Source organism: Parasphingopyxis algicola, assembly GCF_013378075.1.
In the GTDB taxonomy this organism is placed as follows: domain Bacteria; phylum Pseudomonadota; class Alphaproteobacteria; order Sphingomonadales; family Sphingomonadaceae; genus Parasphingopyxis; species Parasphingopyxis algicola.
Map to the genome: position 1 here is coordinate 258,944 of NZ_CP051131.1, position 24,453 is coordinate 283,396.

Below are 24,453 nucleotides of genomic sequence, written 5' to 3' on the forward strand. Positions count from 1 at the left end.
CAGAAGCGGCCGCAAACGCCAAGGCCGTTTGCGCGGCGCTCAGGGGAGGGGCCATGCCGATATCCATAATCAGAACCACCATAGTCCTGCTCGCCGCAAGCCTGCTTGCCGCCTGTTCGATGCAGGGCATGATCGAGACGATGACCTCGGAAGAGGATCGCGCGATGGCGCAGGAATTCGTCGACAATATCCGCAACCGGAACGATGCCGGCATAGAAGCGATGGTCGATCCGGATTTGTGGAAGAGCAGCGCGGATCAGTTCGCGCAGGCCGCGGAACTGTTTCCCGATGGCGAAAGCGAAACGAAGATCATCGCCTACAGCATGAACAGCAACGGGCTGGGCGAGAATGCGCGTACGGTGAAAGACTTCACGCTCGTCACCACCGATGAACGCCACTGGACCACGACGCGGTTCTCGACCTTTCAGCAAGGCGGCGATCCGGTGATCACGTCCTGGAATGTCGAAGGCTCGGGCGAACCGCCGGCCGATCTCGAAGTGATGGAAACCGTCGGCAATGTGTTCATGTGGGCCGGCATCGTCGCGCTTTTGATTTTTGCCGGGATCGTGGCGCTGATCGTCTGGCTCGTCCGCCGATCCAAACGGAAGGACCGGGAACGCGCGGGGATTTCCTAGGATTCGACCGGAACGCCGAACAGGTCGTGCGCGTCGGCGTCTTCAATCTCGACCCGGACGATATCGCCCGGCTGCAAACCGGTCGCATCGCGCAGATGGACTTCGCCGTCGATCTCCGGCGCATCGGCCTGTGACCGGCCGGTCGCGCCGCCATCCTTGTCGACCAGGTCGATGATGACCTTCTGCACCGTGCCGATCTTCGCCTGCAGCTTGGCCGCCGAGATCGTCGCGCACTTTTCCATCAGCCGGGCGTAGCGTTCTTCCTTTACCTCTTCGGGCACCGGATCGGGCAACGCGTTGGCGCGCGCGCCTTCGACGGGCTCGTACCGGAAGGCGCCGACCCGGTCGAGCTGCGCTTCGTCGAGCCAGTCGAGCAGATACTGGAAATCCTCCTCGGTTTCGCCGGGAAAGCCGGTGATGAAGGTCGAGCGGATCGTCAGATCGGGGCAGATCGTCCGCCACTTGGCGATCCGCTCGAGCACCTTGGCCTCGTTCGCGGGGCGGCGCATGGCCTTGAGGATTTTCGGCGACGCATGCTGGAAGGGGATGTCGAGATAGGGCGTGATCAGCCCGTCCGCCATCAGCGGGATGACCTTGTCGACATGCGGATAGGGGTAGACGTAATGGAGCCGCACCCAGACCTCGTTCTCGGGTGTCCCCAGCTTGCCCAGTTCGCGCGCCAGATCGGTCATATGGGCGCGGACCTGGCCGTCCTTCCACGGCCATTCGGCGTGGCGGATATCGACGCCATAGGCCGATGTGTCCTGGCTGATGATCAGCAGTTCTTTCGTCCCCGCCGCGACCAGTTTCTCGGCTTCGCGCAGCACCGCATCCGGGCGGCGGCTGGCGAGATCGCCGCGGATCGAGGGAATGATGCAGAAGGCGCAGCGATGGTTGCAGCCCTCTGAAATCTTCACATAGCTGTAATGGCGCGGCGTCAGCTTGAGGCCTGTTTCGGGCACCAGATCGACATAGGGTGAGGGCGGCATGGGCGCCGCTTCGTGCACCGCGCCGACGACCTCCTCATATTGCTGCGGTCCCGATACGGCGAGGACATCCGGGAAACGTTCGCGGATTACATCGGCCTCGTTCCCCATGCAGCCGGTGACGATCACCCGGCCGTTTTCCGCAATCGCCTCGCCGATCGCTTCGAGGCTTTCTTCCTTCGCGCTGTCGAGGAAACCGCAGGTGTTGACGAGCACGACGTCCGCGCCGTCGAAATCGGGCGACAGGCCATAGCCGTCAGAGCGCAGCTTGGTGAGGATGCGCTCGCTGTCGACCAGCGCCTTGGGGCAGCCGAGCGAAACCATGCCGACCTTGGGCGGTGAGGGAAGACGCGCTGCCATGATGGGGCGCGACATAGGGATTTCTGCGGAGATTGTCATCCCAATAGTCTTCGACTAGTCCGCGGCGTGGAGGGGCCGATGGACATAACAATCGCCAAGGGAACCGATCGGGACTGGCTGACCGTGCTACGCGACGACGGCTCCGAGGCGCGGCTGACCTTTCCGAAGAAGGGGCCGGTCCCGCACGACGCGATCCACTATTTTGTCGAGCGCGGATACGGTTTTTCCCAGGGTTTCTGGGGGCTCGTCGCTGGCGGCCGCGATCCCGCGTCGATCCAGGAGATGGTCAAGCAGGCGGGCCATGCCAGTGCCAAGCGTTTGCGCCGACCCGAGGAGGCGATCGTCGAACTGCTGCAGGCCGAGCGGCTCGTCGAGTGCTTCGAGGCGGCGCTCTGGGGCGATGATCTCGACACCGGTACCTTTCATGGCGTTTACCGGACCGCCTGCGAGGCTTCGGCGGTGCCGGCGCCCGCGTTAAGTGCCGAACAGATTTCAGCCATTTTCGAAGAATTACAACGCTTTGCTAAGGCTTGGGACGCCTTGTCAGTCAGTGATTCGATCAAACTGGATTGGTAGTATAGCATAGCGTCGTAATATCAGGGGGGAGGACATATCATGGAATTCTATGCCGAAAACTGGCTTGCGATCATCGCCGCTGCGGCGGCCGGCTTTGTCGTCGGCGGCATCTGGTACGGCCCGGTCATGGGCAAGAAGTGGATGGGCGCAGTCGGCCTCACGGAGGAGGACGTCAAATCCGGCAATATGGGCCTGATCTACGGTACCACCTTCGTACTCAGCCTGGTCGCGTCGACGACGCTGGCGCATCTGTTGACCTATTTTCCCGCCGCACCGCTCGGAACGGTTGTATTGATCGCGGTCGGCGTCGCCGCAGGTTTCATCCTTCCGGCGATCGGCACCAATTATCTGTTCTCGCAGAAAAGCCGGACGCTGTTCCTGATCGATGCGACCTACTGGCTGCTGTTCTACGCTGCGATGGGTGTCGTGCACGCGTTGCTGTAGAGGAGCCCGTTTGTCAGACTCGACCTGTCGGTCAAGGGCCGGTGCGGCGATTTCGCGCTAGCGAAATTCTGACAAAAGAATCCCGATGCGGTGACGTTGCGTTAGCAACATTCTGACAAGCAAGAATTCCGATCCGACGAACTTCCATCAGGACGTTTCGGACCGATTACTCCTCGTCGTCGGGCTTGCCGACGATCTCGACGATCAGGTCGCCCTCTAGGATCTGCTTGGCTTCCTCTTCCCAGAAGCCATAGGGCTTGCCGTTGCGATAGATGCGGACGCCGAGTCCGGTCTGGATCGCGCCCAGTGGCAGGCCTTCCTCCATATGGGTCGCCATGCGCTCGCGCAGCGCGACGCGGCCGGTCGCCGAGGCGAGGTCGGCCATATAGTCCGAAATATGCGGGCCGTGGCAGGAGCCGGCGAGCAGCAGCCCGGCGAAGCTGACCGGGTTGATGACGTTGCTCGCCCCGGCCTGGCGCGCGAGCTGCTCATTGTCCGATGCGCGGACCAGGACGCTGATCGCGAGCTTGGGCGCCAGCGCGCGGGCCGTCAGCACGACGAGGATCGAGGTGTCGTCGCGCCCGGACGACACGATCATCGAACGCGCGCGCGCAACGCGGACCTGATTGAGCGTCTTGTCGCGCGAGGCGTCGCCCTCCATCACGTTGCAGCCGCGTTTTTCCGCGGCTTCGAGGCGGCCATGGTCCTGGTCGATCACGACGATCTCGGATGGGTCGATGCCGCGTTCGAGCAGCTCGTCCACGGCCTCCGATCCGCTGATCCCGAATCCCGCGACCACGATATGGTTATGCAGATTCTTCTGGATGATGCTCATGCGCCACCTTTCCCAAGTTCGCTTCAGCACGAAATCATAAGCTGTACCGACAAATATCAGAATCACGAATATTCGAAGCGGAGTCACGATCAACGCGTCGAACATGCGCGCGCGATCGGTCACCGGCGTTATGTCGCCATAGCCCGTGGTCGTGATGCTGATCATCGTGAAATAGACGACGTCGCTGAAGCTGACATTGCCGTCCACGGAATCGACGAGCCCTTCGCGGTCGAACCAGTGAACGGCAACTGCGATACCGATCAGTCCCACTACGGCCCCCACCCGCAGCCACAGCGAACCCCAGCGCGAAAAGCCGCTCTTGCGCCGAAGCTCTCCGTTCCGATCGGACGGTTGTTGGCGGTTCGGCCCGACCATCAACTCAGATCCGGCAGATGCTGCGCCGGATCGACCGGCTGGCGATTGCGGCGGATTTCGAAGTGGAGCTGTGGCTGGTCGACCTGACCCGTAGCGCCGGCGCGCGCGATCATCTGGCCGCGCTCGACGCGCTGTCCGCGCGCAACCTGCAGATCCTCCATATTGCCATAGGCGGTGATCCAGCCATCGCCGTGGTTGAGCAGAACCAGCCCACCATGAACCTGGATTTCGTCGCCGGCGTACAAAACGACGCCGTCCGCCGAAGCGAGAACGGGCGTGCCGCGCCGTGCAGCGATGTTGATGCCGTTATTGCGCTGCCCTTCGCCGTTATTGCCGAACGGAGCGAGTATCGAGCCGGTCAGCGGCCAGCCGAAGCGTCCGGTGAAATTGGCCGGCGAGCGCACCGCTGTGTCGGCCGGAAGGACCTGTCGGGCGGTTCGCACCGGCGGCGATGCCTCTTCATTCTCCGCAAGCGCCGGTTCGCCGCCGGTGACGATATCGTCGATATCGAGATCGAAGGCGGCTGCCCTCTGTTCGCGCGTCATGGCGGCGACGGCTGTCCGGCTCGGCAGCAGAATGCGCTGACCGGCGCGCAGGATATAGGGTTCTTCGAGGTCGTTCAGCGTCACCACCTGCGACCAGTCGACCCCATAGCTCCGGGCGATACCGATGCCGGTCTCCCCCCGCCGGACCTCGTGGTAGCGGCCCGCGGGAATGTCGAGCCGCTGACCGGGCCGGATGACATAGGGCGGCGCGATATCGTTGGCGCGCGCGATCGCATCCGCGCTGGCGCCGGTGCGCCGGGCGATCCCGCTCAACGTGTCGCCCGAACGCACCGTGTAGCGCGTCGCGTCGATCTCGACCGCGTTGGCGGCGACGGTTTGGGTCTGCCAGCTCGGTGCCGGCGCGGGTGGCGGTGCAGGGCGGGCGACGGGCGGGCGCGATGCGGTGCGCGGGCCGGACGGTGCGGGGATACAGGCGCTAAGCATGAGCGCCGAAAGCGTGAACGCCAAGACCGGGGGCAGCATCCATGGGCTTTGCGCGCGCATGGAGCGCTATTACCACGAAATTCGTGGCTTTCCAGAGCCTGGCCCCGGACGGTGTCGAACAAGTCGCCGCCGCCGTGTCAGTCGAAAATTGCGCCAAGGGCTTTCAGCGACTCATGATGGGTCATGTCGAGATGCAGCGGCGAGACGGCGATGTAACCGTCCTCGATCGCCTCGAGATCGGTCGAATGCTCGGGCGTGCCGACCATCGGGCCAAGGCCGAACCAGTAATAGGGATAGCCGCGCGGGTCCCGGTTCTCGATGATCTGGAGGCGGCCATAATCGCGCATGCCTTGGCTCACCGTGCGGATGCCGCGAACTTCGTCCGGCGTGCGGGCCGGGAAGTTGATATTGACGAGGGTGCGCGGCGGGAATCTGTAGTCGCGCAGTTTCTCGAGAACGCGGCCGCCCCATTCGCGCGCCGCGGAGAAGGGCACGTCGTCGCCCCTGGCGTCGGGGCCGTATGTCTGGCTGAGCGCAATCGACGGCACGCCCGCGAGCGCGCCTTCCATGGCCGCCGAAACGGTGCCCGAATAGGTGACGTCTTCGGCAAGGTTGGCGCCCCGGTTCACGCCGGAGAGCAGGAGATCGGGCGGATTGTCCTTCATCACCCGGTTGATGCCCATCATCACGGCATCGGTCGGCGTGCCGGTTACCGAATAGCGGCGTTCTCCCAGCTCGCGCAGCCGCAGCGGCGCGGTCAGGGTCAGCGAATGTCCGGCGCCCGACTGTTCCTCGGCCGGCGCGACGACCCAGATATCGTCGCTCAGCGTCGCCGCGATCTCTTCGAGCACGGCGAAGCCCGGCGCGTTGATGCCGTCGTCATTGGTCAGCAATATGCGCATCAGGGGGCGGGCTCCAAACGGTCCATGCCGTTCATATAGGGTCGCAATGCGTCGGGTACGATGACCGAGCCGTCGGCCTGCTGATAATTTTCGAGGATCGCGACGATCATCCGGCCGACAACAAGGCCCGAACCGTTGAGCGTATGGACGAAGCGCGTGCCCTTGGTCTCGCCCTCGGGACGGTAGCGGGCGTTCATCCGCCGGGCCTGAAAATCGCGGCAGGTCGAACAGCTGGAGATTTCCCGATACGTGTCCTGTCCGGGCAGCCAGACTTCGAGATCGTAGGTGCGCGCCGCACCGAAGCCGAGATCGCCGGTGGCCAGGTTCATCCGGCGGAAGGGCAACTCGAGACGGGTCAGCACGTCCTCGGCGCAGGCCGTCATCCGTTCATGTTCGGCTTCCGACGCTTCGGGCGTCGTGATCGACACCATTTCGACCTTTTCGAACTGGTGCTGGCGGATATAGCCGCGGGTGTCGCGCCCGGCCGATCCGGCTTCGGAGCGGAAGCAGCTGGTCAGCGCGACGAAGCGCAACGGCAGGGCTTCCTCGGCCAGGATCTCCTCGCGCACGATGTTCGTCAGGCTGACCTCGGCGGTCGGAATCAGCCAGCGCCCATCGGTCGTCTTGAACGAGTCGTCGGCGAACTTGGGAAGCTGTCCGGTGCCCAACATGCTTTCCTCGCGGACGAGCAGCGGCGGCATCGCTTCCTCATAGCCATGGCCGGCCGTCAGCACGTCGAGGCCGAACTGGCCGAGCGCGCGGTGCAGCCTGGCGACGGCGCCGCGGACCATCGTAAAACGCGCGCCGGCGATTTTCGCGCCGGTCTCGAAATCCAGGCCGAGCGGCTGGCCGAGATCGACATGGTCCTTGACCGGAAAATCGAATTCGGGCGGTTCGCCGACCCGTTTCAACTCGACATTGGCATCCTCATCCGCGCCGAGCGGCACGTCGTCGGCCGGCAGGTTAGGGAGCCCGGAGAGGCGGACGTCGATCTCGACCGCGATATCGCGTTGCCGGTCCTCGATTTCGGGAAGCCGCGATTTGAGTTCGCCGACCTCCGCCATCAAAGCCTGGGCTTTATCCTCGTCGCCCTGAGCCTTGGCCTTGCCGATCATTTTCGACGCTTCGTTGCGGCGTGCCTGGCTCGTCTGCAATTCGGTGAGGAGTTCGCGATTGCGTTCGTCCAGCGCCAGGATTTCGGCCGCTATCGGCTCCTGGCCGCGCTTCGCCATCGCGGCGTCGAACGCCTCGGGATTTTCGCGGATTTGTTTCAGATCATGCATGGCGGGCGCTATGACTGGCACAGTCTTTTGGCGCAACCCTCAAGCCTTTCGCGCGTTGGGCTGACAGAAGGAGAAAAAATTCCATGCGAATGCCGAATGATGTTTTCGTCGTGGTCGCCGATGGCCGCAAGATGCTGTTCTTCCGCAACGAGGGCGACGCCGCATATCCGCAGCTTGAACTCGAGCGAAAGCGCAAGCAGGAGAATCCGCCCAACCGCGAACAGAAGACCGACGAGGCGGGCCGCAGCTTCTCCAGCGCCGGTGCGCGCCGCAGCAAGATGCAGGAGACCGACTTCCATCAGCTGGAGGAAGACCGGTTCGCGGCCGAGACCGCCGATCTTCTTTACAAGCGCGCGCATGCCAATGATTTCGAGAAACTGATCATCGTTGCTCCGCCGCGCACGCTTGGCGAACTCCGGAAGAATTACCATCAGAGTGTCAGCGAGCGGATCATCGGCGAGATCGACAAGGATCTGACCGGTCACACGATCGAGGATATCGAGAAGATCATCAAAGCCGCTGACCAAAAAGCCGCTGACTAACAGTCATCGGCCGGTATCCGGCCAGAAACAGAAAACGGCGCAATCCAAAGGGGAGGATTGCGCCGTTTCTCGTCTGTCAGACGAAGCCTGTACTAGGCGGCTGCCTGCTTTCTCTTCTTCCAGCGTCGGCGCGCGACGAGCGCGGCCGCACCGCCACCGAAGAGCAACAGCATCGGCGGGGCCGGAACGTCCGTTCCGCCGGTCGACGAAGAGCTGCCGCCGCTGGACGAGGAACTGCTCGACGAACTGGAGCTTGAGCTCGAACTGCTGCTCGACGAGCCGCTGCTGCCGAAGCTGCTCGACCCGCCGGTCGCCCCGGAGGAGGTCGACGATGAAGAGCCGCCCGAACTGGACGAGCTGCCCGAAGAGCCAGTACTGCCGTGGCTGCTGCTCCCATGACTGCTGCTGCCATGACCGCCGCTGCTCGTCCGGCCGCCCGAGGAACTCGAACTCGACGAACTGGAGCTGCTGCTCGACGAGCTCGAACTCGAACTGGACGAACTTGAGGAACCACCGCTTGAAGTGGAGCTGCTATTCTCGTTCTTGATGATGATATCGCCTTCGCGGACGAAGAAACCGCCGCCTCCGGACGAACTGCCGCCGCCGAAGAATCCCCCGAAGAACCCGCCGCCGCCGAATCCGCCGCCGCCGCCGATCACGCCGACTTCACCGCCGCCGCCGAACGTCGGGATTTCGCCGATGATCGGGGCCGGGACCTCGTAAACCGCTGGCGCGGGCGCCGCGACCTGGTTGGTCACGCTGACCACGGTCGGCGCGGGCGCACATGTCGTTCGCTGGATACTGCGGACCCGGCGTACCTTGCGGTGGACGCGGGGCCGGTTTCCGATGCTGCGCGCAGCAACGCGGGGCTGCGCCGTGCGCACTTCCGCCGGGCCGCCTGCGGGCGCTTCGGCCACATGGACTGCACCGCCGCCGACGATCGCGCCGCCGCATGCACAGGCACATAATTTTGCAAGAGCCATTCTGACAGACATCGGCTTTCTCTTTCCTGTTGTTCAGAACACCGGACCAAAGCCGCCTTTCGGCGCGCAATCCGCTGCTCGGCATCGGCACAAGGCATCAACGGAAGATTAATCGCAATATCGTTAACCATGTTTTCAATGGTTAATCAGACGTTTGCGGCATCCGCTTTTCAATTTTCGTAGTTAATGTCCCATTGAGGGGCAGTTTCACCGGCGGACGGCTGGTCGATGGAGACCGGGGTCGCGCGGATCGTTTGGCCGATAACGGGTCCGCAGCGACAATTCGGCGATTCGTCGCTTGTGCGAACCCAAGCGGATGAGTATAGGCCCGCGCCATGGCCGGACGCCGGATCATCCTTTGATTCGAACGCGTTTCTGCGTCGCAAATTTATCATGCCGGTTCGGCAGTGAAGGAATGGCACATGGCAACAGCCGCGCAATCATCCAAAAAAAGCGGCGCCCGTAAGGCCAAGCAGAACAGCGGCGATCTGAGCCAACCTCCCGAAAGCGATATTGTACTGGATCATGACGCGCCGTTTATGGGTGAGGCGCACCAGGCCTATTTCCGCCAGAAGCTTATCGACTGGAAAGCGAGCATCGTGCGCGATGTGGACGGGACGCGGGAGCAGCTGCGCGAGGGGCCGATCCGCGAGCCCGACGCCACCGATCGCGCGTCGAGCGAAACGGACTGGTCGATCGAACTGCGCCGCCGCGACCGGCAGCGCAAACTGGTCGCGAAGATCGACGCGGCGCTGGGGCGACTCGATAATGGCGAATTCGGTTACTGCGTGGTCACTGGTGAGCCGATCTCGCTGGCACGGCTCGATGCGCGGCCGATCGCGACGATGACGGTGGAGGCACAGGAGCGGCACGAGCGCAACGAGCGGCTCACCCGGGACGAATAGAATGCGATCCGGCGGAACGCCGCGAACCCGTTAATGGGTAACGAGTTTTTCTTTGATCTTCAGCTTCTGTTTCTTGAGTTCGGCGAGTTTTATCTGATCGGGTGAGGGGCGCTGCATTTCCGCGTTGATCTTCGCGTCGAGGCCGGCATGCTTGGCTTCAAGGGCGGACTCATGAGCATTATCCATCACTCTCTCCTCAGCTTGGGATAACGAGGCTAACCCATTTTGCCTCCTCTTGTCTGCCCCAAATTTCATGGCAGGGCGGCGGGCCGTGGCCTTGCAACTGCGAGGCGTTGATGACATCGCCTTCGGCCATGGAAGATGCGATCCTGAGAGTGAAGCTGGCGGCGCTGAAATCGGAGCATCGCGACCTGGACGGCGCGATCGACGCGCTGCTCGAAGCGCCGGCGAAGGACCAGCTCCAGCTCGCGCGCCTGAAGAAGCGCAAGCTGCGCCTGAAGGACGAAATCGCCGAAATCGAGGACCGCCTGCTCCCCGACATCATCGCCTGACCGCGCGTCAGACGTTCCCGTTTGCAGCATGCAAAAAAGGGTCGGCCCGGATATCCGGGCCGACCCCATTCTTCAGACCTCCGGCCGTTTACGCGGCTTCGCGATCCTCGTCGTTATGCGCATCGATCGTCTTCGGGGCATTGTCGCCGCCGATCTCGATCTTGCGCGGCTTCTTCTCTTCGGGGATCTCGCGGGCCAGCTCGACATTGAGCAGGCCGTTCGCATAATCCGCGCCGGTCACCTTGATGGTGTCGGCCAGTTCGAAGCGGCGCTCGAAGGCGCGCGTACCGATGCCGCGATGCAGGAATTCCCGCGAGGCATCGTCTTCGCGTTCGGCGACACGGCCAGTGATGATGAGCACATTTTCATGCACCGTCACATCGAGCTCGTCTTCGGCGAAACCGGCCACCGCCATCGAAATGCGATAGGCGTCGTCGCCCAGCTTTTCGATATTGTACGGCGGATAGGCATTGCCTTCGCCGCGGGTCGCCGCATCGACGAGACGGTTCAGATTCTCGAAACCGACCGAGGAACGGAGGAGGGGGGTGAAATCAAAACTGCGCATGGTCAAAAATCCTTTCGATAAGCGATTTAAGAGTGTTTTCGGCCCGCGGATCGCCCGCGCGGCCTGTCTCGTCCGTCCCGAAAATGGCGACGGCCTCGACACCGTTCAGATGGTATTTCGTCGGCGTTTTTCAAGGGGGTGACCAACGCCCCGTATCGGGACATTTGGCGGTTAACCAGCACCGCTCACCCTATTTGGGCTTGGAGCGAATGGCCGGCCTGTGGCAAGACGCCCGCCTATGCCGGATGGAGTCGCCCAAACCCAGCTTACGCGCAAGCTCGTGGACTCGCTATATGTCGAGGCCATGGTGCTGGCGGACGAGGCCCGCGCCTATTTCGAAGATCATGGCGTCGAGGCGCGCGACGGCCTGCGGCCGGCGCAACGCGTCGGTTATGCGGTCGAGTCGCTGAAGGTGACGACGCGCCTCATGCACGTCATCGCCTGGCTCCTGACTTGGCGAGGCGAAGCCAATGGCGAGATCGATGCGGAGCAGGCGCGCCACCCCGATCGCCGTCTCGGGCTCACCGGCCGCAGTGACCCCGATGTGGTCGACACGCTGCCGGAAGGTGCCCAGCGCCTGATCGTGGCGAGCGAGGAGCTTTACAAGCGCGTCCGGCGCCTCGAGCAGGAGCTGCTTGCCCCGCCGGAAGAACCCAAGGCGAGCCCGGCGCGCGGCCTGCTCGGCAGGCTGGAACGGGCTTTCTAGTTCGTCAGAAACTTCCTGACGGAAGTTCGCCGCACCGCCCTCCGATGGCATCCAGCGACGTTTCGCGTCGCCGGAGCCTCTGCCATCTCCGCCCGCTCCCCCTCCCGGCCTCCCCGAGGGTATACTGAATGGGAGGCCGGGAGGGGGAGCGGGCCGGTGCGGCGCCTGAGCGTTAGCGAAGGTCTGACACACAAATCACGTTGCGGCGCTCAACCGCTAGGTTGAGTCCGGCAAATCAGTACAACCGCGCGAGCAAGCTCTCTTTCGCCGCGCGATATTCGGCTTCGAGCCGGTCGACCCGGTCGGCGATGCTCTCGACCTTTTCGACGGCGCCGACGCCCTGGCCCGCACCCCAGATATCCTTCCAGGCCTTCTTTTCCTGGTTGCCGCCCGAGCCGAAATCCATCGTTTTGTAGTCGCCTTGGGGAAGATCGTCGGGATCGAGCCCCGCATTCTCGATCGACTGGCGCAGATAATTGCCTTTCACGCCCGTAAAGAGGTCGGAATAGACGATATCGGCCGCCCGGCCCTCGACCACGCCCTGCTTGTATCCCTCGACCGCATTGGCCTCTTCGGTCGCGATAAAGGCCGATCCGATATAGGCGAGATCGGCGCCCATCGCCTGCGCGCCGAGGATTGAGCCGCCCGTCGCCATCGAGCCGGAGAGCAATAGCGGCCCGTCGAACCATTCGCGGATTTCGGCGACCAGCGCGAAGGGCGAGATCGTGCCCGCATGGCCGCCGGCGCCCGCTGCCACCGCGATGATCCCGTCCGCCCCTTTTTCGACGGCCTTGCGCGCGAAGCGATCGTTGATGATGTCGTGCAGAGTGATCCCGCCCCAGTTGTGGACGGCCTCGTTGAGCTCGACGCGCGCGCCCAGCGAGGTGATCGTGATCGGCACCTGCCATTTCTCGCAGGTCGCGAGATCCTCTTCGAGGCGGTTGTTCGACTTGTGGACGATCTGGTTGACCGCGAAGGGCGCGGCCGGGCGATCGGGATTGTCGCGATTGTGCGCGGCCAGCTCCTCGGTGATCTGGTGCAGCCACTCGTCGAGCATCGTCTGCGGCCGGGCATTGAGCGCCGGGAAGGCACCGACGATCCCCGCCTTGCATTGCGCAATGACGAGTTCCGGACCCGAAATGATGAAGAGGGGCGCGCCCACGAGCGGCAGGCGCAGCGGATCGAAGAGAGGGCTGGGCAAGGTCATTTCGGTTTCCTAGCGAAACCTGTTTCGCTGTCCAGCGGGTAATTTGGATAGGGCGGGCAGCGTCCTATTCCTCTGGCACCAGGATCCGCTCGGGCTGGCCGTCGACATGGACGCGGAACACCACGGCCCGGGCGCCGTCGGGGCCGCCGCGCGGCGAATGGATGGCCCGCGGCGGAATGACATAGGAGTCGCCCGCCGACAGCGTGATATCCGCTTGGCCCTCTTGAACGTGCACCGCCGAACCTTCGAGAACGTAGAGGAACTCCTCGCCCGGATGGTAGTGGCGCGGGACGGCGGCCCCGGCCGGGATGACGACGTCGGAGATGATGACTTCGAGCCCCTCCGCAATCGTGATCGGCGCGCGCAGCCGCTGGTTCGATCCGGGTGGCGGTACTTCCGCATCATCGTTTTGCGTGTGCTTGACCGGCGCGTGTCCGGCATGATGACTGTCGTGCGCTGCCGACGGGGCCGCCGCCGCGCACAAGCCGATCGGTAACGATATGAGCAAAAGGCGCATGGCCGAATTCTCCCTTATGGCCTCGGCCTAGTCGCCGACATGATCCGGTTTGTCGTCGCGGCTCGCGCTGGCCATTTCCTCGAGTTCCTCCTCGCTCATCGACTCGTACATCTCTTTCGACGCGCCTCGAAGGTCGCTCTCGGGAGTTTCACGCCGTTTCGCCGACAGGGCTGCGCCGGCCGCCTTTTGTTGGGCTTTGGATTTGGCTTTCATCAAACATTTCCTTCCTGGTCGGTGCCTCGCCTTTTCAATGGACGGGTACGGGGACGGGTTCCCCGCTGTTCCCTCATGCCGGGAAACGGCTTAGGGGAGCGCAGCATGTTACAGCTGGCCGCCCTGTTCGCGCTGACCGCCTTGCTCTACGCCTCGGTGGGTTTCGGCGGCGGTTCGACCTATAACGCGCTGCTCGTCCTCAATGGTACCGATTTCCGCATCCTGCCGGCGATCGCGCTGGTCTGCAACATCATCGTCGTGGCTGGCGGCAGCTGGCGCTTCTGGCAGGCCGGCCATGTCAGCCTTGCCCGGATACTGCCCTGGATAATGCTGTCCGTGCCCGCCGCCTGGCTCGGCGGCCGGCTCGCGATATCCGAGACGCTGTTCATCGGAGCGCTCGGCGGTTCGCTTCTGGTCGCCGGTCTGCAGCTGGCGTTCGAGCGAAAAGGGGCGGCGGACGAAGGCGAGGCGCGTCATGTCGCACGACCGCTCAGCTATGCGGTGGGCGGCGGTATCGGCTTCCTGTCGGGCATGGTCGGCATCGGTGGCGGGATATTCCTCGCGCCAATCCTCTATCTGCTGCGCTGGGGCGGGCCGCGCGAGATCGCCGGTACGGCGAGCGTCTTCATCCTGGTCAATTCGCTGGCCGGCCTGGCCGGGCAGCTGATGAAGCTCGAGGCCGATTATGGCGTGGCGAGCGCGGCGGACCTGCTACGTGATTATTGGCTGCTCTTTCCCGCAGTCCTGATCGGCGGCCAGATCGGCTCGCGCCTCGGCAGCACGCGCATACCGCCTCTGCTCGTCAAGCGGCTGACGGCCGTGTTGATCCTCTATGTCGCCGCGCGGTTGCTGTGGCGCTGGTTGGGATTGGTCGGCTAGGCGCCGAGCGCGCGTCTTACCAGCGGCGCCACCCACGGCCCCATCCACGGCCTCCTCCGCGACCGCCGGAGCTGCTGCGGCCTCCGGAACTTGCGTTATTGCCGCCCGAACTCGCATTGCCGCAGCCACCGGAGCTGGCATTGTTCCCGCCCGAACTGGCGTTACCGCAGCCGCCCGTTCCCGGACCGCCCGAACTCGCATTGTTTCCGCTGCTCCCGCCGGCGGCAGCACCGCCACCGGAGCTGCTGCCGCCGGATCCGCCGCCGGATCCGCCGCCGGAACCGCCCGAACTGCCGCCAGATCCGCCGCCGGAACCACCCGAACTGCCGCCGGAACTCGAACCGCCAGCACTGCCGCCGCTTGACGACCCGTTACCGCCGCCTCCCGAACTGCCGCCGCTCGACGATCCGTTGCCGGCCCTGCCGGATGGCGGACGTGACGAGCCGCCGCTCGATGTATCCCGTCCATCATTGCCGCCTGACGAAGACCCGCCGCCGGTCGATCCGCCACCGGTCGATCCACCGCCGCCCGATGATCCGCCGCCGCCGGAAGAACTTCCACCGGACGAACCGCCTTCGCTCGCGCATATCGCCGAACTGCCATCGAGACAGCCGCTGACATCCGTCATGCTGTTGTTGACCGAGCGGCCGCTGTTCGCGACCCCCGCGACGATGCCCACCGCGACCAGCGCGGCGATCATGCCATATTCGATTACCGACGTGCCGCGCGTGTCGGCGGACAGCTCGGCGAGCTTCTTTGCGTTCATAGTCCCCATCCCACGGTTCAGGGACGGGATACCATGAGGATCGTCCATAAATTGTTAACGGACGAACGACCGTTTTCGGCCGATAGCCGCCGGAAATTAGGCGTTTGTCAACCGTAATCCCGATGAACCCCGCGCACCGCTTCGATCAGGAAGGCCGTTGTGAGGCTGAACAGGATCAGCCCGTTGGCGGCGATGAAGCCGGACAGCAGGCGCCAGGGCTTGTCGAGCAACACATCGCCGAACCCGAGCGTCGTGAAGGAGACCGCCGAGAAATAGACGGCCTCCTCGAGCGTCGGGAACAGGCCGAGCAGCAGGAAGGCGGCCGCCCAGAGCCAGACCGCGATCGTCAGCGCCGCGACCATCCACAGCGTCATGCCGGTGATGAAGGCGATGAGTTTGACGATCCGGCGGCCGGTAACAATCTTTGCACCAAACCGGCGCAGCGCGGCGATCGCGATGCCGATGAAAGCCGCTTCGACGATAACGGTCAGCGCGATCAGGACCGAGCCGACGACAATCTGGGCAAGCATCGCCGCGCGCTATTCGTCGTCGGATTGCGGCGCGACATATGGCCGGGGAGCCGCAGGCGGGCGGCACCCCAGCGCCGAGGCGACGCCCTTGAGATAGGCGCGCCGGGCGACGCCGCGGATATGCAGCTCCAGCAGCCGGCGTTCGCGGTCCTCCGCTCCCGAAAGCTCGCGCACCAGGCTGCGAAAGGGAATGAGGCCGCCGACGATCGAAGAGGCGCCGCTCTGCACGCGTTCCAGCGTGTCGTCTTCGCCGGTCGGGGGTGCATCGGCATCGGGCCCGAGCGCTGCATCGAGCGCTGCAACTTCGGTCCCGATCGCCGAACACCGGCGCCGGGCGATCGGCTGATAGGGCGAATCGAGCTCCAGAAGCACTTCTGGCACCCGTTCGGCGCGCAGGTTCAGATCGCTCAAGGGAGTCAGCGCGACCTCGCCGACCGCTTCGCCGATCTCCTCCGCCGATGCGCCGTCATCGTCCTGGGCATGGGCCGCGTGGGAAATCGCCATGGGCAGCGCCGCCGCCACCAAGATTCTGGAAATCGACGCAAGTTTCATGATGCAAACCCCGCAAAAGCCCTATCAATAGCCGATCCTGCGCCGATCGTCAGCAATCTGTCTGAGATTGCCGGTGGCGCATTCGGAGACAAGTCCGGCGGCGTCCGGATTCCTTGCCGACGAGCAGCCGACGGGACATGGCATACAACTCGGATTGCCTCGGTCTGGCCCGATCCCGATCTATGGGCGCAGCGGTTGCCCCGACCCCGCGATGGCATATCGTTTCAGCGTGAGTATCAGCATGATCGCCGCGGCTCCGGTCAGCACCGCGGCGACGATAAACGGCGCGCCGGGGAAATAGAGACCGGTATCGTCGGCATAGGCGCCGAAAATTCCGGTCATCAGCGGCGGACCCAGCACGCTGGTCAGGCTGATCGTGCTGGCGATCGCGCCCTGGAGTTCGCCTTGCGCGTTCTCTCCGATACGGGCCGTCATCAATTGCTGCATCGCCGGAAAGGTCATGCCGGCGACGGCGCCGACAAAGATGCCGATAATCATGTGCGTCGTCGAGGCCGCAAAGGCGAGGATCAGATAGCTGGGGATCGCGAACAGCAGGGCGATGGCGGCAGTCGGCACGGCGCCGAACCGCCTGATCGACAGGCCCGTCGCCACGCCCTGCGACAAGGCGAGCAACGTCCCGTAGAGCGTAACCGTGAGTCCGATCGTGAGGGTGCTCCAGGCGAATTTCTCGATGCCGTAATAGGCCCAGACGGTCACGCTTGCCTGGGATGCGAGCTGCATGAGGAAGATCGCGATCAGGCAGCCGAGGACGAGCGGCGTCTTGGAAAGCTGCAGGATACTGCCGAGCGGGTTCGCGCGCGTCAGCGTGAAGCGCCGCCGTTTCTCGGGCGGCAGCGTTTCCTTCAGCACGAACCAGCCGATCGCGGCGCCGGACAGCGCGAGTACGCTCGCGACGATGAACGGCAATCGCACGCCGAACCCGCCGAGCAGGCCGCCGATCGCCGGGCCGAGCACGAAGCCGGCGGCCCCGGCCGCGCCGAGCACGCCGAAAACGCGGCCGCGATCTTCGGTCCGGACCGTATCGGCGACGCAGCTGTTCGCGGCGGCCCAGGTCGCGCCCATGACGCCCGAGATCACGCGGCCGACGAACAGCCAGGCGAGGGTCGGCGCCCAGGCCATCAGCGCATAATCGAGCCCCAGCGCGGCCAGGGTGAACAGCAATACCGGCCGCCGGCCATAGCGGTCCGACAGCCCGCCGATGATCGGCGCGCACAGGAACTGCATGATGGCATAGGAAAAGAACAGCCAGCCGCCGATCTCCGCCGCGCGATCGAGCGTGACCCCGGTCAGTCCGATCACCAGATCGGGCATCACCGGCAGGATCAGCCCGATCCCCGCCATGTCGATGAAGACGATGAACCCGATCAGGGCGAGGCTGGCGCGAGCACCGTCTCTGTGTGAATCCATGACCCTTCGCCCCCTTTGCCGTTCCCCTAGGTCGGGCCGACGCGCCAAATGGTTCACCGGTCCGGTGCAAATGGCGCAGCGCCGGAAAACGGGCCGCCAACAACCGGCCATGTCATGCGCCGGCGATCATTGTCAAAAACCTTTGGGGGCAAGCCGCGCGACCCGCGACGCGGTTGACATCGGTTGACACGGGCCGGGGCAATGCGCGCGATCCTGGCCCAAAGCCTGTCTTCAGCGTAGCCCAAAGTTTACATAGTTTACACACAGCGCGCCCTGCGAACGATGCGTGCCCCGTGTCCGGGCGAAGGGGATAAGCGGGGCCCGCATGCGCGCAGGCGGATGTCAAAGAGCCGGCGGCCGGGCCGCTGGCGTCAGGATATCATGAGTGGGCGCGTGTAGGACAGGAAATAGGATGGGATCGAGTGCTACTTCGGAGTTACTGTGAGTGTCACGGTAATCTACAGTCCCTTTTTTTCCAGTTCATCTGAACTCACATTGAGTAGAGCTTGATCCCATTTTCTTGGACGCCTGGGCCGACGCGCTCCAAACCCGCGTCTTCCTCATACCACTCCAGATGAGCCTCTGCCGACAAAAACAAGTCAGGGCTCGCATCAAATTCATCCTTCCAGAACATTCACGTCGCGTAGCTGGATTCGTCACTTGCTTGCGGTTTCATCACGATCGCTAAGTCTATGTCGCTATCGGGCCGGTGGTCTCCACGCGCGCGACTGCCGTAGAGATAGACTTGGCTTATCTCTGGATGCGTTGCTGCCCAGGCCATTATTTTGGCCCGATCTTCCTCATTCAAACCCATAGAAAACCACGCCTCCTCGCTCGATTTGTAGAAACAAACGAGAGACGAAGAAACTAAATGGTATAGGCTAAGTGCTTAAAAAAATGGTGGACGCACCAGGGCTCGAACCTGGGACCCGCTGATTAAGAGTCAGCTGCTCTGCCAACTGAGCTATGCGTCCATTCCCCTGGTATATCTGTCGGGAAGGCGGGGCGGTTAGCATGGTGCCCGCGGTTCCGCAAGCTCTGCGGGCAGGTTCTGATCCTAGCGGCGCCGCATCCGGTTTTCGCGGTCGATCGACATCAGGATGCCGATGCAGATCAGCACGGTCAGCATCGCCGATCCGCCATAGGAAACGAGCGGCAGCGGGATGCCGACGACCGGGGCGAGGCCCATCACCATCATCAGGTTGATCGCGAAATAGAGGAAGATGGTCGTGGAGAGGCCCGCCGCCGTCAACTTGGCGAAGGTCGATTGGGCGCGCTGTCCGACGCGGATGCCCCAGCGGATCAGCAACGCGAAACCGAGGATGAGCAGCAGCCCGCCGAGCAGGCCGAACTCTTCCGCCATCGTCGCGAAGACGAAATCCGTATGCCCCTCGGGCAGATAGGCGAGATGGCTTTGCGTACCGTTGAGGAAACCCTTGCCGAACAGGCCGCCCGATCCGATCGCGATCTTCGATTGGGTGATGTGATAGCCGGTGCCGAGCGGGTCGTTTTCCGGATTGAGGAAGGTCAGCACGCGGTTGCGCTGATAGTCCTCGAGCAGGAACTGGAAGGCGAGGGGGATCGCCGCCGCCACCGCCACGGCGCCGCCGACGAACAGCCGGAGGGGCAGGCCGGCGAGGAACATCACGGTGACGCCCGCGGCGACCAGAACGACCGTCGTTCCCAGATCGGGCTGGATGACGACCAGCGCGGCGGGCAATCCGATCAGCAGCAGCGCCGGCCAGATCGCCACCGCCCGGCGCAGTTCGCCCGAGGGCAGCGTGTCGTAATATTTGGCGAGCGCCAGGATCAGCACGGGTTTCATGATCTCCGACGGCTGGATCGTCATGAAACCGAGATTGAGCCACCGCTGGCTGCCGCCGCCGACCTGCCCGATAATCTCGACCCCGAGCAGCGCGAGCAAGGTCGCCCCGTAGAGCGGGAAGGCGAAGAATTTCCAATGCTCCTCGCGAAAGCGCGACAGCATGATCGCCATGGCGAAGAAGACCATGAAACGGATGGCCTGGTTCAGCGCCCAGGGCTGCAGCTGGCCGCCGGCGGCCGAATAGAGCACCGCCAGACCGAAACCCGATATGGCGAGGACGAGCAGGATCAGCCGCCAGGGCAGCTGGGCCAGGGGTTCGGGAACCAGCGAATCCTGCAACCCGCTCATTCGCCGGTTTCCGGATTGCGCGCGGAGCGCTCGGCCAGCGGATCGGCCAGTGTTCCGGCCTCGGCCGCGCGCTGGCGGGCGCGATACTCGGCCTCCTGCAGCGCCATGCGCTCCGTGATGTCGCCGCCCCAGCCGGCTTCATAGCTTTCGAGAAGTTCGATCGCCCGTTCCTGATCGTAGAGATAGGTGAGCACGTCGCGCGCGACCGGGTAGGCGGAGCCCGATCCGCCGCCATGTTCGATCACGACGGCCGCCGCATAGCGGGGGTTGTCGGTGGGCGCGTAGCAGACGAACAGGCCATGGTCCCGCAGCTCCCAGGGCAGGCTGGCATTGGAGCGGACCCCGCTGCGCCGCTCGGCCATGGTGATGCGGCGGACCTGGGCGGTGCCCGTCTTGCCGGCCAGTTCGACCCCCTCGACGGGCAATCGCGCGCGCCCGGCCGTGCCCCGCCCGTTGACGACGTCGCTCATCCCCTGGCGCACGATAGCGAGATGCTCGGCCGTATAGTTCAGCGCTCCGGCGCGTCGCGGCGTCTCGCCGGAAATCAGGTATGGCGTGATGTTGCGGCCGCTGGCCAGCCGCGCCGCCATGACCGCCAGCTGGAGCGGATTGGTCAGCATATAGCCCTGGCCGATCGTGGCGTTGACCGTATCGTAGGTCTGCCATTCTTCGCCGAAGCGCTGTTGCTTCCAGGCGGGGTCGGGCACCGTGCCGAAATATTGATACGGGACCGGCAGGCCCTCGAACCGTTCGCCCAGGCCGACGCTGCGCGCCGTATCGGCGAAGGGTTGCATGCCGACGCGCACGCCCATCTGGTAGAAATAGATGTCGCAGCTCTCGGCGATCGCGCGGTTCATGTTCACCGAGCCGTGGCCGCCGCGCCGCCAGCAGTGGAAATTGCCGCCCGCGATCCGCGTCCGCCCGGCGCAAGTCACGGTCTCTTCCGGGTCGATATTCTCGCCGAGCAGGGCGAGCGCGTTCATCGGCTTGATCGTGGAGCCCGGCGGATAGAGGCCCTGCAGCGTCTTGTTGCGGAGCGGAACATGATCGTCTTCGGACAGCATGTTCCATTCGAGATGGCTGATCCCGTCGGAAAAACTGTTGGGGTCGTAGGCGGGCATCGAGGTCATCGCGAGAACGCCGCCGGTCTGCGTATCCATCACGACGACCGAACCCGATTCCGGGCCGAGCCGGCGCGCCGCATAGGCCTGCAGACCCGCATCGATGGTCAGCCGCAGCACATCGCCGCTGACATCCGGCCGGGTCTCGAGCTCGCGGACCAGTTCGCCGCGCGCCGTCACCTCCGCGCGCCGCGCGCCGGGCTCGCCGCGCAGATGCTCTTCCATCGTCTTTTCGAGCATGTCCTTACCGACCTTGAAGCCCGGCACCATCAGGATCGGATCGCGGCTTTCCTCATATTCCTCGCGGCTGGGCGCGCCGACATAGCCGACCAGATGCGCGACGGCGGGGCCGGCGGGGTAATAGCGCGAAAAGCCCTGCAGGGGCGCGACGCCGGGAAGGTCGGGAAGGCGAACGTTGACTGCGGCGAATTTCTCCCATTCCAGCCCGTCGGCGACCTGCACCGGCTGGTAACCGGCGGCTTCGTCCAGATCGGCGCGGATGCGGGCGATATCCTCTTCGGTCAGGTCCAGCAATTCGGTCAGCGCGCCGATGACGCGGTCCGGCTCCTGCAACCGGTCCGGGATCAGGTCGACGCGAAAATCGGAGCGATTCATCGCGATCGGCTGGCCCGCCCGGTCGACGATCCAGCCCCGCCGCGGCGGGATCAGGCTGAGCTGGACGCGGTTGCTTTCCGAGAGCAGGTTCCAGCGTTCATTCTCGGCAATCGATATCCAGGCCATGCGCGCGCCGAGCAGGCCGGCGACGCCGAGCTGGGCGCCGCCGAGCAGCATCGCGCGGCGCGAGTACATGGTCTTGCGCATATTGTCGTTGATCGACAGGGAAGGGCGCCGCCGCTTCACAGCGTGAGTCGACGCTGGTCCAGCCGCGCGCACAGGCGCAGGATGAACGGGAACAGCAATATCGTCGCGACAATCTGGGGGACGAGCGGCCAGAAGAGCCAGCCGCCGCCCGTCAACGCATTCAACACCATGGATCCCATGATATAGAAAATCAGCGCGCCTGTCGCGGCCAGCCAGTCGATCCAGTAATCGCGCCACATCGCCCGGTTTTCCGCGAAGTCCAGCGCAAGCAGGATGATCGTCCACAACAGCATCCCGCCGCCGATCGGATTGCCCGAAAGAAGGTCGTCGAACAGGCCGAAGGGAAGGCCGGCCCAGATCGGCCAGATTTCGGGGCGGAGAAAACGCCAGGCGAGAAAGATCATGAGCGCGAACGGCGGCAGCAGGGGCGCCTGGGCGACCAGCGGCACCAGGCAGATCAGCGAACCCGCGATCACGCTTGCCGACGGGATCAGGCTGAGCCGCGTGCGCATCAGCGCGAGATTTTCGTCCGCTGCGTGCAGTCGCCGGTTCATGGCGTCTCCGAAAAGCCGGGCCCGGCGCCGGTGCCGGCTGTCTCGTCTTCTTCGGGCGTTTCGGTTTCCTCGACCGGCGGCTCATAGGCGGGCTGGACGATCGCGAAATCGAGCGAGGCGGGGTTGGCGAGCGGCGTCGCGAGCGCGGAATCGCCGAACACTTCTGAGATCACGGCGACCGGAACGCCCGGCGGATAGATGCCGCCGGTTCCGCTCGTCACGAGGATGTCGCCCTGTTCGAACGGATTGCGCCCGGCCTCGAGCGAACGGACCTCGAGGGTGCCGTCGCCGCGACCCGTCGTGAAGGCCGGGGTGCCGTCCCGCGTCAGCCGGACGGGTACGATGTTGGAGCGGTCGGTGAGCAGCAGCACGCGCGACGCGTGGCGGCCGCTGTCGAGGATGCGCCCGACCAGGCCGTCGGCGGCGCGCACCGGCTGGCCGGACATCACGCCCTGGTTGCGGCCGGCGAACAGCGTCGCCATGCGCCGCGCACTGGTGAGGCTCGAATTGACGAGCCGGGCGGTGGCCAGCGTTTCGGTTTCTCCTTCGATGAGATTCAGCAGTTCGCGCAGCCGGCGGTTTTCCTGTTCGGTCGCCCGGGCTTCGATCAGCTCCCGCCGTGCGGTCTCCAGCTCGGCCCGCAGTTCGGCATTCTGCCGGCCCGCATTCCACCAGTTGCCGACATAATCGTCGATCCGCCCGCCGCTCTGCACGGCGCCGCGCCCGGTCGAGGAGATCGGCGCGGTGACATCGCTGACGCCGCCGCGGATTGCCGAAAAGCCCTGCGGGTCGAAGATCGCGATCAGCACGAGGCCGGCGCCGACAAGCGCGCCGGTGATCGCCACCACATATCCGGCGAACAGGCCGAAACGCGCGCGGCGGGAAAATCCGGGGCGCTTCGATCCGTTTGAGGCCATCTGGCCTTCTCCCTTGGCTTATATGGCCGGACTATCCCGTGCTCAGCACGCCGCGGAAGATCTCCTCTTCGAGCGCGCGGCCCGTGCCGAGCGCGACGCAGGTCAGCGGATCTTCGGCGATGGTCACCGGCAGGCCGGTTTCGCGCCGCAACACCTCGTCGATGCCTTCGAGCAGCGCGCCGCCGCCGGTGAGCACGATGCCCTGGTCGACGATATCGGCCGCGAGTTCCGGCTGCGTGTTTTCGAGGGCGATGCGCACGCCCTCGACGATCGTGCCGACCGGTTCCGAGAGCGCTTCGGCAAGCTGGCCCTGGTTGATCGAGATTTCCTTCGGCACGCCGTTCACCAGGTCGCGGCCCTTGATATGGATCGTCTGGCCCTTGCCGTCGGCGGGCATCAGCGCGACGCCGACTTCCTTCTTGATCCGCTCGGCCGTTGCTTCGCCGATCAGCAGGTTATGGTTGCGGCGGACATAGGAGGAGATCGCCTCGTCCATCTTGTCGCCGCCGGTGCGGACCGAGGTGGTGTAGGCCAGGCCGCGCAGCGAGAGCACGGCGACTTCCGTCGTGCCGCCGCCGATATCGACGACCATCGATCCGATCGGTTCGGTCACGGGCATGTCGGCGCCGATCGCGGCGGCCATCGGTTCCTCGATCAGGAACACCTGGCTCGCCCCGGCATTGGACGCGGCATCGCGGATCGCGCGGCGTTCCACCTTGGTCGAACCGGACGGCACGCAGATGACGATCTGCGGCCAGCGCGGGAAGCGGCGTGCCCCGTGCACCTTCTGGATGAAATGCTTGATCATCTGTTCCGCGACATCGATGTCTGCGATCACGCCATCCCTCAATGGCCGGATCGCCTCGATCGCGTCGGGCGTCTTGCCCATCATCACCTTCGCGTCCTCGCCGACGGCGCGCACACGCTGGATGCCGTTTTCGGTTTCGATGGCGACCACCGACGGTTCATTGAGGACGACGCCGCGGCCGCGGACATAGACGACCGTGTTGGCCGTACCCAGATCGATCGCCATGTCGTGGGACATGATCTTGAAAAAACGTTGGAACCACATGGTTGGAATAGTCTCGTGCAAAGGGTTTAAGGCTTCGGGAATCAGCGCTTGACAGGCCTTGACACCCCCATAGCGCCAAACGGCGCTTTTGCACTAACAATTTG

At 64.4% G+C, this 24,453-nt stretch carries 29 protein-coding genes and 1 tRNA gene; 8 read left to right on the top strand and 22 right to left on the bottom strand.

Going from position 1 to position 24,453, the window contains the following annotated elements; genetic code table 11:
* The first annotated feature begins 53 nt into the window (after positions 1-53).
* Positions 54-635, top strand: coding sequence for a hypothetical protein (locus HFP57_RS01390; protein ID WP_176868090.1), 582 nt, complete (start codon positions 54-56; stop codon positions 633-635).
* On the opposite strand, the gene rimO is transcribed toward HFP57_RS01390, so the two are convergent.
* Entirely contained in the window at positions 632-1,981 is a 1,350-nt protein-coding gene (gene rimO, locus HFP57_RS01395) for a 30S ribosomal protein S12 methylthiotransferase RimO (protein WP_176868091.1), read from the bottom strand. The two genes, HFP57_RS01390 and rimO, sit on opposite strands and share 4 nt — an antisense overlap.
* A 78-nt stretch (positions 1,982-2,059) precedes the next feature.
* Here rimO and HFP57_RS01400 point away from each other — a divergent pair, with 78 nt between their 5' ends.
* Complete coding sequence (locus HFP57_RS01400) at positions 2,060-2,557, top strand: hypothetical protein (RefSeq protein WP_176868092.1); 498 nt, start codon at positions 2,060-2,062, stop codon at positions 2,555-2,557.
* A gap of 39 nt (positions 2,558-2,596) precedes the next feature.
* Complete coding sequence (locus HFP57_RS01405; protein ID WP_176868093.1) at positions 2,597-3,001, top strand: DUF1761 domain-containing protein; 405 nt, start codon at positions 2,597-2,599, stop codon at positions 2,999-3,001.
* Positions 3,002-3,167: 166 nt separating this feature from the next.
* Here HFP57_RS01405 and HFP57_RS01410 read toward each other — a convergent pair whose 3' ends face one another.
* The 4 genes from HFP57_RS01410 to serS form a co-directional block, all read right to left on the bottom strand.
* Complete coding sequence (locus tag HFP57_RS01410) at positions 3,168-4,211, bottom strand: potassium channel family protein (protein ID WP_176868094.1); 1,044 nt, start codon at positions 4,209-4,211, stop codon at positions 3,168-3,170.
* Positions 4,211-5,260, bottom strand: coding sequence for a M23 family metallopeptidase (locus HFP57_RS01415; RefSeq protein ID WP_246263244.1), 1,050 nt, complete (start codon positions 5,258-5,260; stop codon positions 4,211-4,213). Before HFP57_RS01415 ends, HFP57_RS01410 begins: the two co-directional genes overlap by 1 nt.
* 77 nt (positions 5,261-5,337) lie before the next feature.
* On the bottom strand, positions 5,338-6,102 hold the full coding sequence (gene surE, locus HFP57_RS01420; protein WP_176868095.1) for a 5'/3'-nucleotidase SurE: 765 nt from the start codon (positions 6,100-6,102) through the stop codon (positions 5,338-5,340).
* Positions 6,102-7,385, bottom strand: coding sequence for a serine--tRNA ligase (gene serS / locus HFP57_RS01425; protein WP_176868096.1), 1,284 nt, complete (start codon positions 7,383-7,385; stop codon positions 6,102-6,104). Before serS ends, surE begins: the two co-directional genes overlap by 1 nt.
* An 83-nt stretch (positions 7,386-7,468) precedes the next feature.
* Between serS and HFP57_RS01430 the strand changes: the two genes are divergently transcribed.
* On the top strand, positions 7,469-7,927 hold the full coding sequence (locus HFP57_RS01430) for a host attachment family protein (RefSeq protein WP_176868097.1): 459 nt from the start codon (positions 7,469-7,471) through the stop codon (positions 7,925-7,927).
* 92 nt (positions 7,928-8,019) lie between these two features.
* On the opposite strand, the gene HFP57_RS01435 is transcribed toward HFP57_RS01430, so the two are convergent.
* Positions 8,020-8,922, bottom strand: a complete 903-nt coding sequence (locus HFP57_RS01435) for a PEP-CTERM sorting domain-containing protein (protein WP_176868098.1) — start codon at positions 8,920-8,922, stop codon at positions 8,020-8,022.
* Positions 8,923-9,449: 527 nt separating this feature from the next.
* Between HFP57_RS01435 and dksA the strand changes: the two genes are divergently transcribed.
* Entirely contained in the window at positions 9,450-9,815 is a 366-nt protein-coding gene (gene dksA / locus HFP57_RS01440; RefSeq protein ID WP_246263694.1) for an RNA polymerase-binding protein DksA, read from the top strand.
* Between the two features lie 30 nt (positions 9,816-9,845).
* Here dksA and HFP57_RS01445 read toward each other — a convergent pair whose 3' ends face one another.
* On the bottom strand, positions 9,846-10,001 hold the full coding sequence (locus HFP57_RS01445) for a DUF465 domain-containing protein (protein WP_176868100.1): 156 nt from the start codon (positions 9,999-10,001) through the stop codon (positions 9,846-9,848).
* Between the two features lie 128 nt (positions 10,002-10,129).
* Between HFP57_RS01445 and HFP57_RS01450 the strand changes: the two genes are divergently transcribed.
* Positions 10,130-10,327: a YdcH family protein gene (locus HFP57_RS01450; protein ID WP_176871090.1), complete on the top strand. Its 198-nt coding sequence runs from the start codon at positions 10,130-10,132 to the stop codon at positions 10,325-10,327.
* A gap of 88 nt (positions 10,328-10,415) precedes the next feature.
* Here HFP57_RS01450 and HFP57_RS01455 read toward each other — a convergent pair whose 3' ends face one another.
* Positions 10,416-10,892 carry an Hsp20 family protein gene (locus HFP57_RS01455; protein WP_176868101.1) on the bottom strand — a complete coding sequence of 159 codons (477 nt, stop codon included), beginning with the start codon at positions 10,890-10,892 and terminating at the stop codon, positions 10,416-10,418.
* Positions 10,893-11,130: 238 nt separating this feature from the next.
* Between HFP57_RS01455 and HFP57_RS01460 the strand changes: the two genes are divergently transcribed.
* Positions 11,131-11,598, top strand: coding sequence for a DUF1465 family protein (locus HFP57_RS01460; RefSeq protein ID WP_176868102.1), 468 nt, complete (start codon positions 11,131-11,133; stop codon positions 11,596-11,598).
* A gap of 235 nt (positions 11,599-11,833) precedes the next feature.
* Here the strand turns inward: HFP57_RS01460 and HFP57_RS01465 are convergent, their stop codons facing one another.
* The 3 genes from HFP57_RS01465 to HFP57_RS01475 all read right to left on the bottom strand — a co-directional run bounded on the left by HFP57_RS01465 (position 11,834) and on the right by HFP57_RS01475 (position 13,535).
* Complete coding sequence (locus HFP57_RS01465; protein WP_176868103.1) at positions 11,834-12,805, bottom strand: NAD(P)H-dependent flavin oxidoreductase; 972 nt, start codon at positions 12,803-12,805, stop codon at positions 11,834-11,836.
* Positions 12,806-12,869: 64 nt separating this feature from the next.
* On the bottom strand, positions 12,870-13,322 hold the full coding sequence (locus HFP57_RS01470; protein ID WP_176868104.1) for a cupin domain-containing protein: 453 nt from the start codon (positions 13,320-13,322) through the stop codon (positions 12,870-12,872).
* A gap of 27 nt (positions 13,323-13,349) precedes the next feature.
* Positions 13,350-13,535: a DUF3008 family protein gene (locus HFP57_RS01475; protein ID WP_176868105.1), complete on the bottom strand. Its 186-nt coding sequence runs from the start codon at positions 13,533-13,535 to the stop codon at positions 13,350-13,352.
* A 105-nt stretch (positions 13,536-13,640) separates the two neighbouring features.
* Between HFP57_RS01475 and HFP57_RS01480 the strand changes: the two genes are divergently transcribed.
* Positions 13,641-14,414, top strand: a complete 774-nt coding sequence (locus HFP57_RS01480) for a sulfite exporter TauE/SafE family protein (protein ID WP_176868106.1) — start codon at positions 13,641-13,643, stop codon at positions 14,412-14,414.
* Positions 14,415-14,430: 16 nt separating this feature from the next.
* On the opposite strand, the gene HFP57_RS18230 is transcribed toward HFP57_RS01480, so the two are convergent.
* From HFP57_RS18230 to HFP57_RS01535, 11 genes are all read right to left on the bottom strand, one after another.
* Positions 14,431-15,228 carry a Flp family type IVb pilin gene (locus HFP57_RS18230; RefSeq protein ID WP_425500719.1) on the bottom strand — a complete coding sequence of 266 codons (798 nt, stop codon included), beginning with the start codon at positions 15,226-15,228 and terminating at the stop codon, positions 14,431-14,433.
* A gap of 59 nt (positions 15,229-15,287) precedes the next feature.
* Positions 15,288-15,710: an ion channel gene (locus HFP57_RS01490; RefSeq protein ID WP_176868108.1), complete on the bottom strand. Its 423-nt coding sequence runs from the start codon at positions 15,708-15,710 to the stop codon at positions 15,288-15,290.
* A 9-nt stretch (positions 15,711-15,719) separates the two neighbouring features.
* Positions 15,720-16,214 (bottom strand): hypothetical protein, encoded by a 495-nt coding sequence (locus HFP57_RS01495; protein ID WP_176868109.1) that lies wholly within the window; start codon positions 16,212-16,214, stop codon positions 15,720-15,722.
* Positions 16,215-16,442: 228 nt separating this feature from the next.
* Positions 16,443-17,690 (bottom strand): MFS transporter, encoded by a 1,248-nt coding sequence (locus tag HFP57_RS01500; protein ID WP_176868110.1) that lies wholly within the window; start codon positions 17,688-17,690, stop codon positions 16,443-16,445.
* Positions 17,691-18,324: 634 nt separating this feature from the next.
* Complete coding sequence (locus tag HFP57_RS18235; RefSeq protein ID WP_176868111.1) at positions 18,325-18,504, bottom strand: nucleotidyltransferase domain-containing protein; 180 nt, start codon at positions 18,502-18,504, stop codon at positions 18,325-18,327.
* Between the two features lie 84 nt (positions 18,505-18,588).
* A tRNA-Lys gene (locus HFP57_RS01510) sits at positions 18,589-18,664 on the bottom strand.
* A gap of 83 nt (positions 18,665-18,747) precedes the next feature.
* Positions 18,748-19,863 (bottom strand): rod shape-determining protein RodA, encoded by a 1,116-nt coding sequence (gene rodA, locus HFP57_RS01515; protein WP_176868112.1) that lies wholly within the window; start codon positions 19,861-19,863, stop codon positions 18,748-18,750.
* Complete coding sequence (gene mrdA / locus HFP57_RS01520) at positions 19,860-21,845, bottom strand: penicillin-binding protein 2 (protein ID WP_425500720.1); 1,986 nt, start codon at positions 21,843-21,845, stop codon at positions 19,860-19,862. The genes rodA and mrdA overlap by 4 nt, the downstream gene beginning before the upstream one ends.
* Positions 21,842-22,360 carry a rod shape-determining protein MreD gene (locus HFP57_RS01525; RefSeq protein ID WP_176868113.1) on the bottom strand — a complete coding sequence of 173 codons (519 nt, stop codon included), beginning with the start codon at positions 22,358-22,360 and terminating at the stop codon, positions 21,842-21,844. Before HFP57_RS01525 ends, mrdA begins: the two co-directional genes overlap by 4 nt.
* Positions 22,357-23,277 carry a rod shape-determining protein MreC gene (gene mreC, locus HFP57_RS01530; protein ID WP_176868114.1) on the bottom strand — a complete coding sequence of 307 codons (921 nt, stop codon included), beginning with the start codon at positions 23,275-23,277 and terminating at the stop codon, positions 22,357-22,359. The genes HFP57_RS01525 and mreC overlap by 4 nt, the downstream gene beginning before the upstream one ends.
* Before the next feature lie 31 nt (positions 23,278-23,308).
* Positions 23,309-24,349 (bottom strand): rod shape-determining protein, encoded by a 1,041-nt coding sequence (locus tag HFP57_RS01535; protein ID WP_176868115.1) that lies wholly within the window; start codon positions 24,347-24,349, stop codon positions 23,309-23,311.
* Between the last annotated feature and the right edge of the window lie 104 nt (positions 24,350-24,453).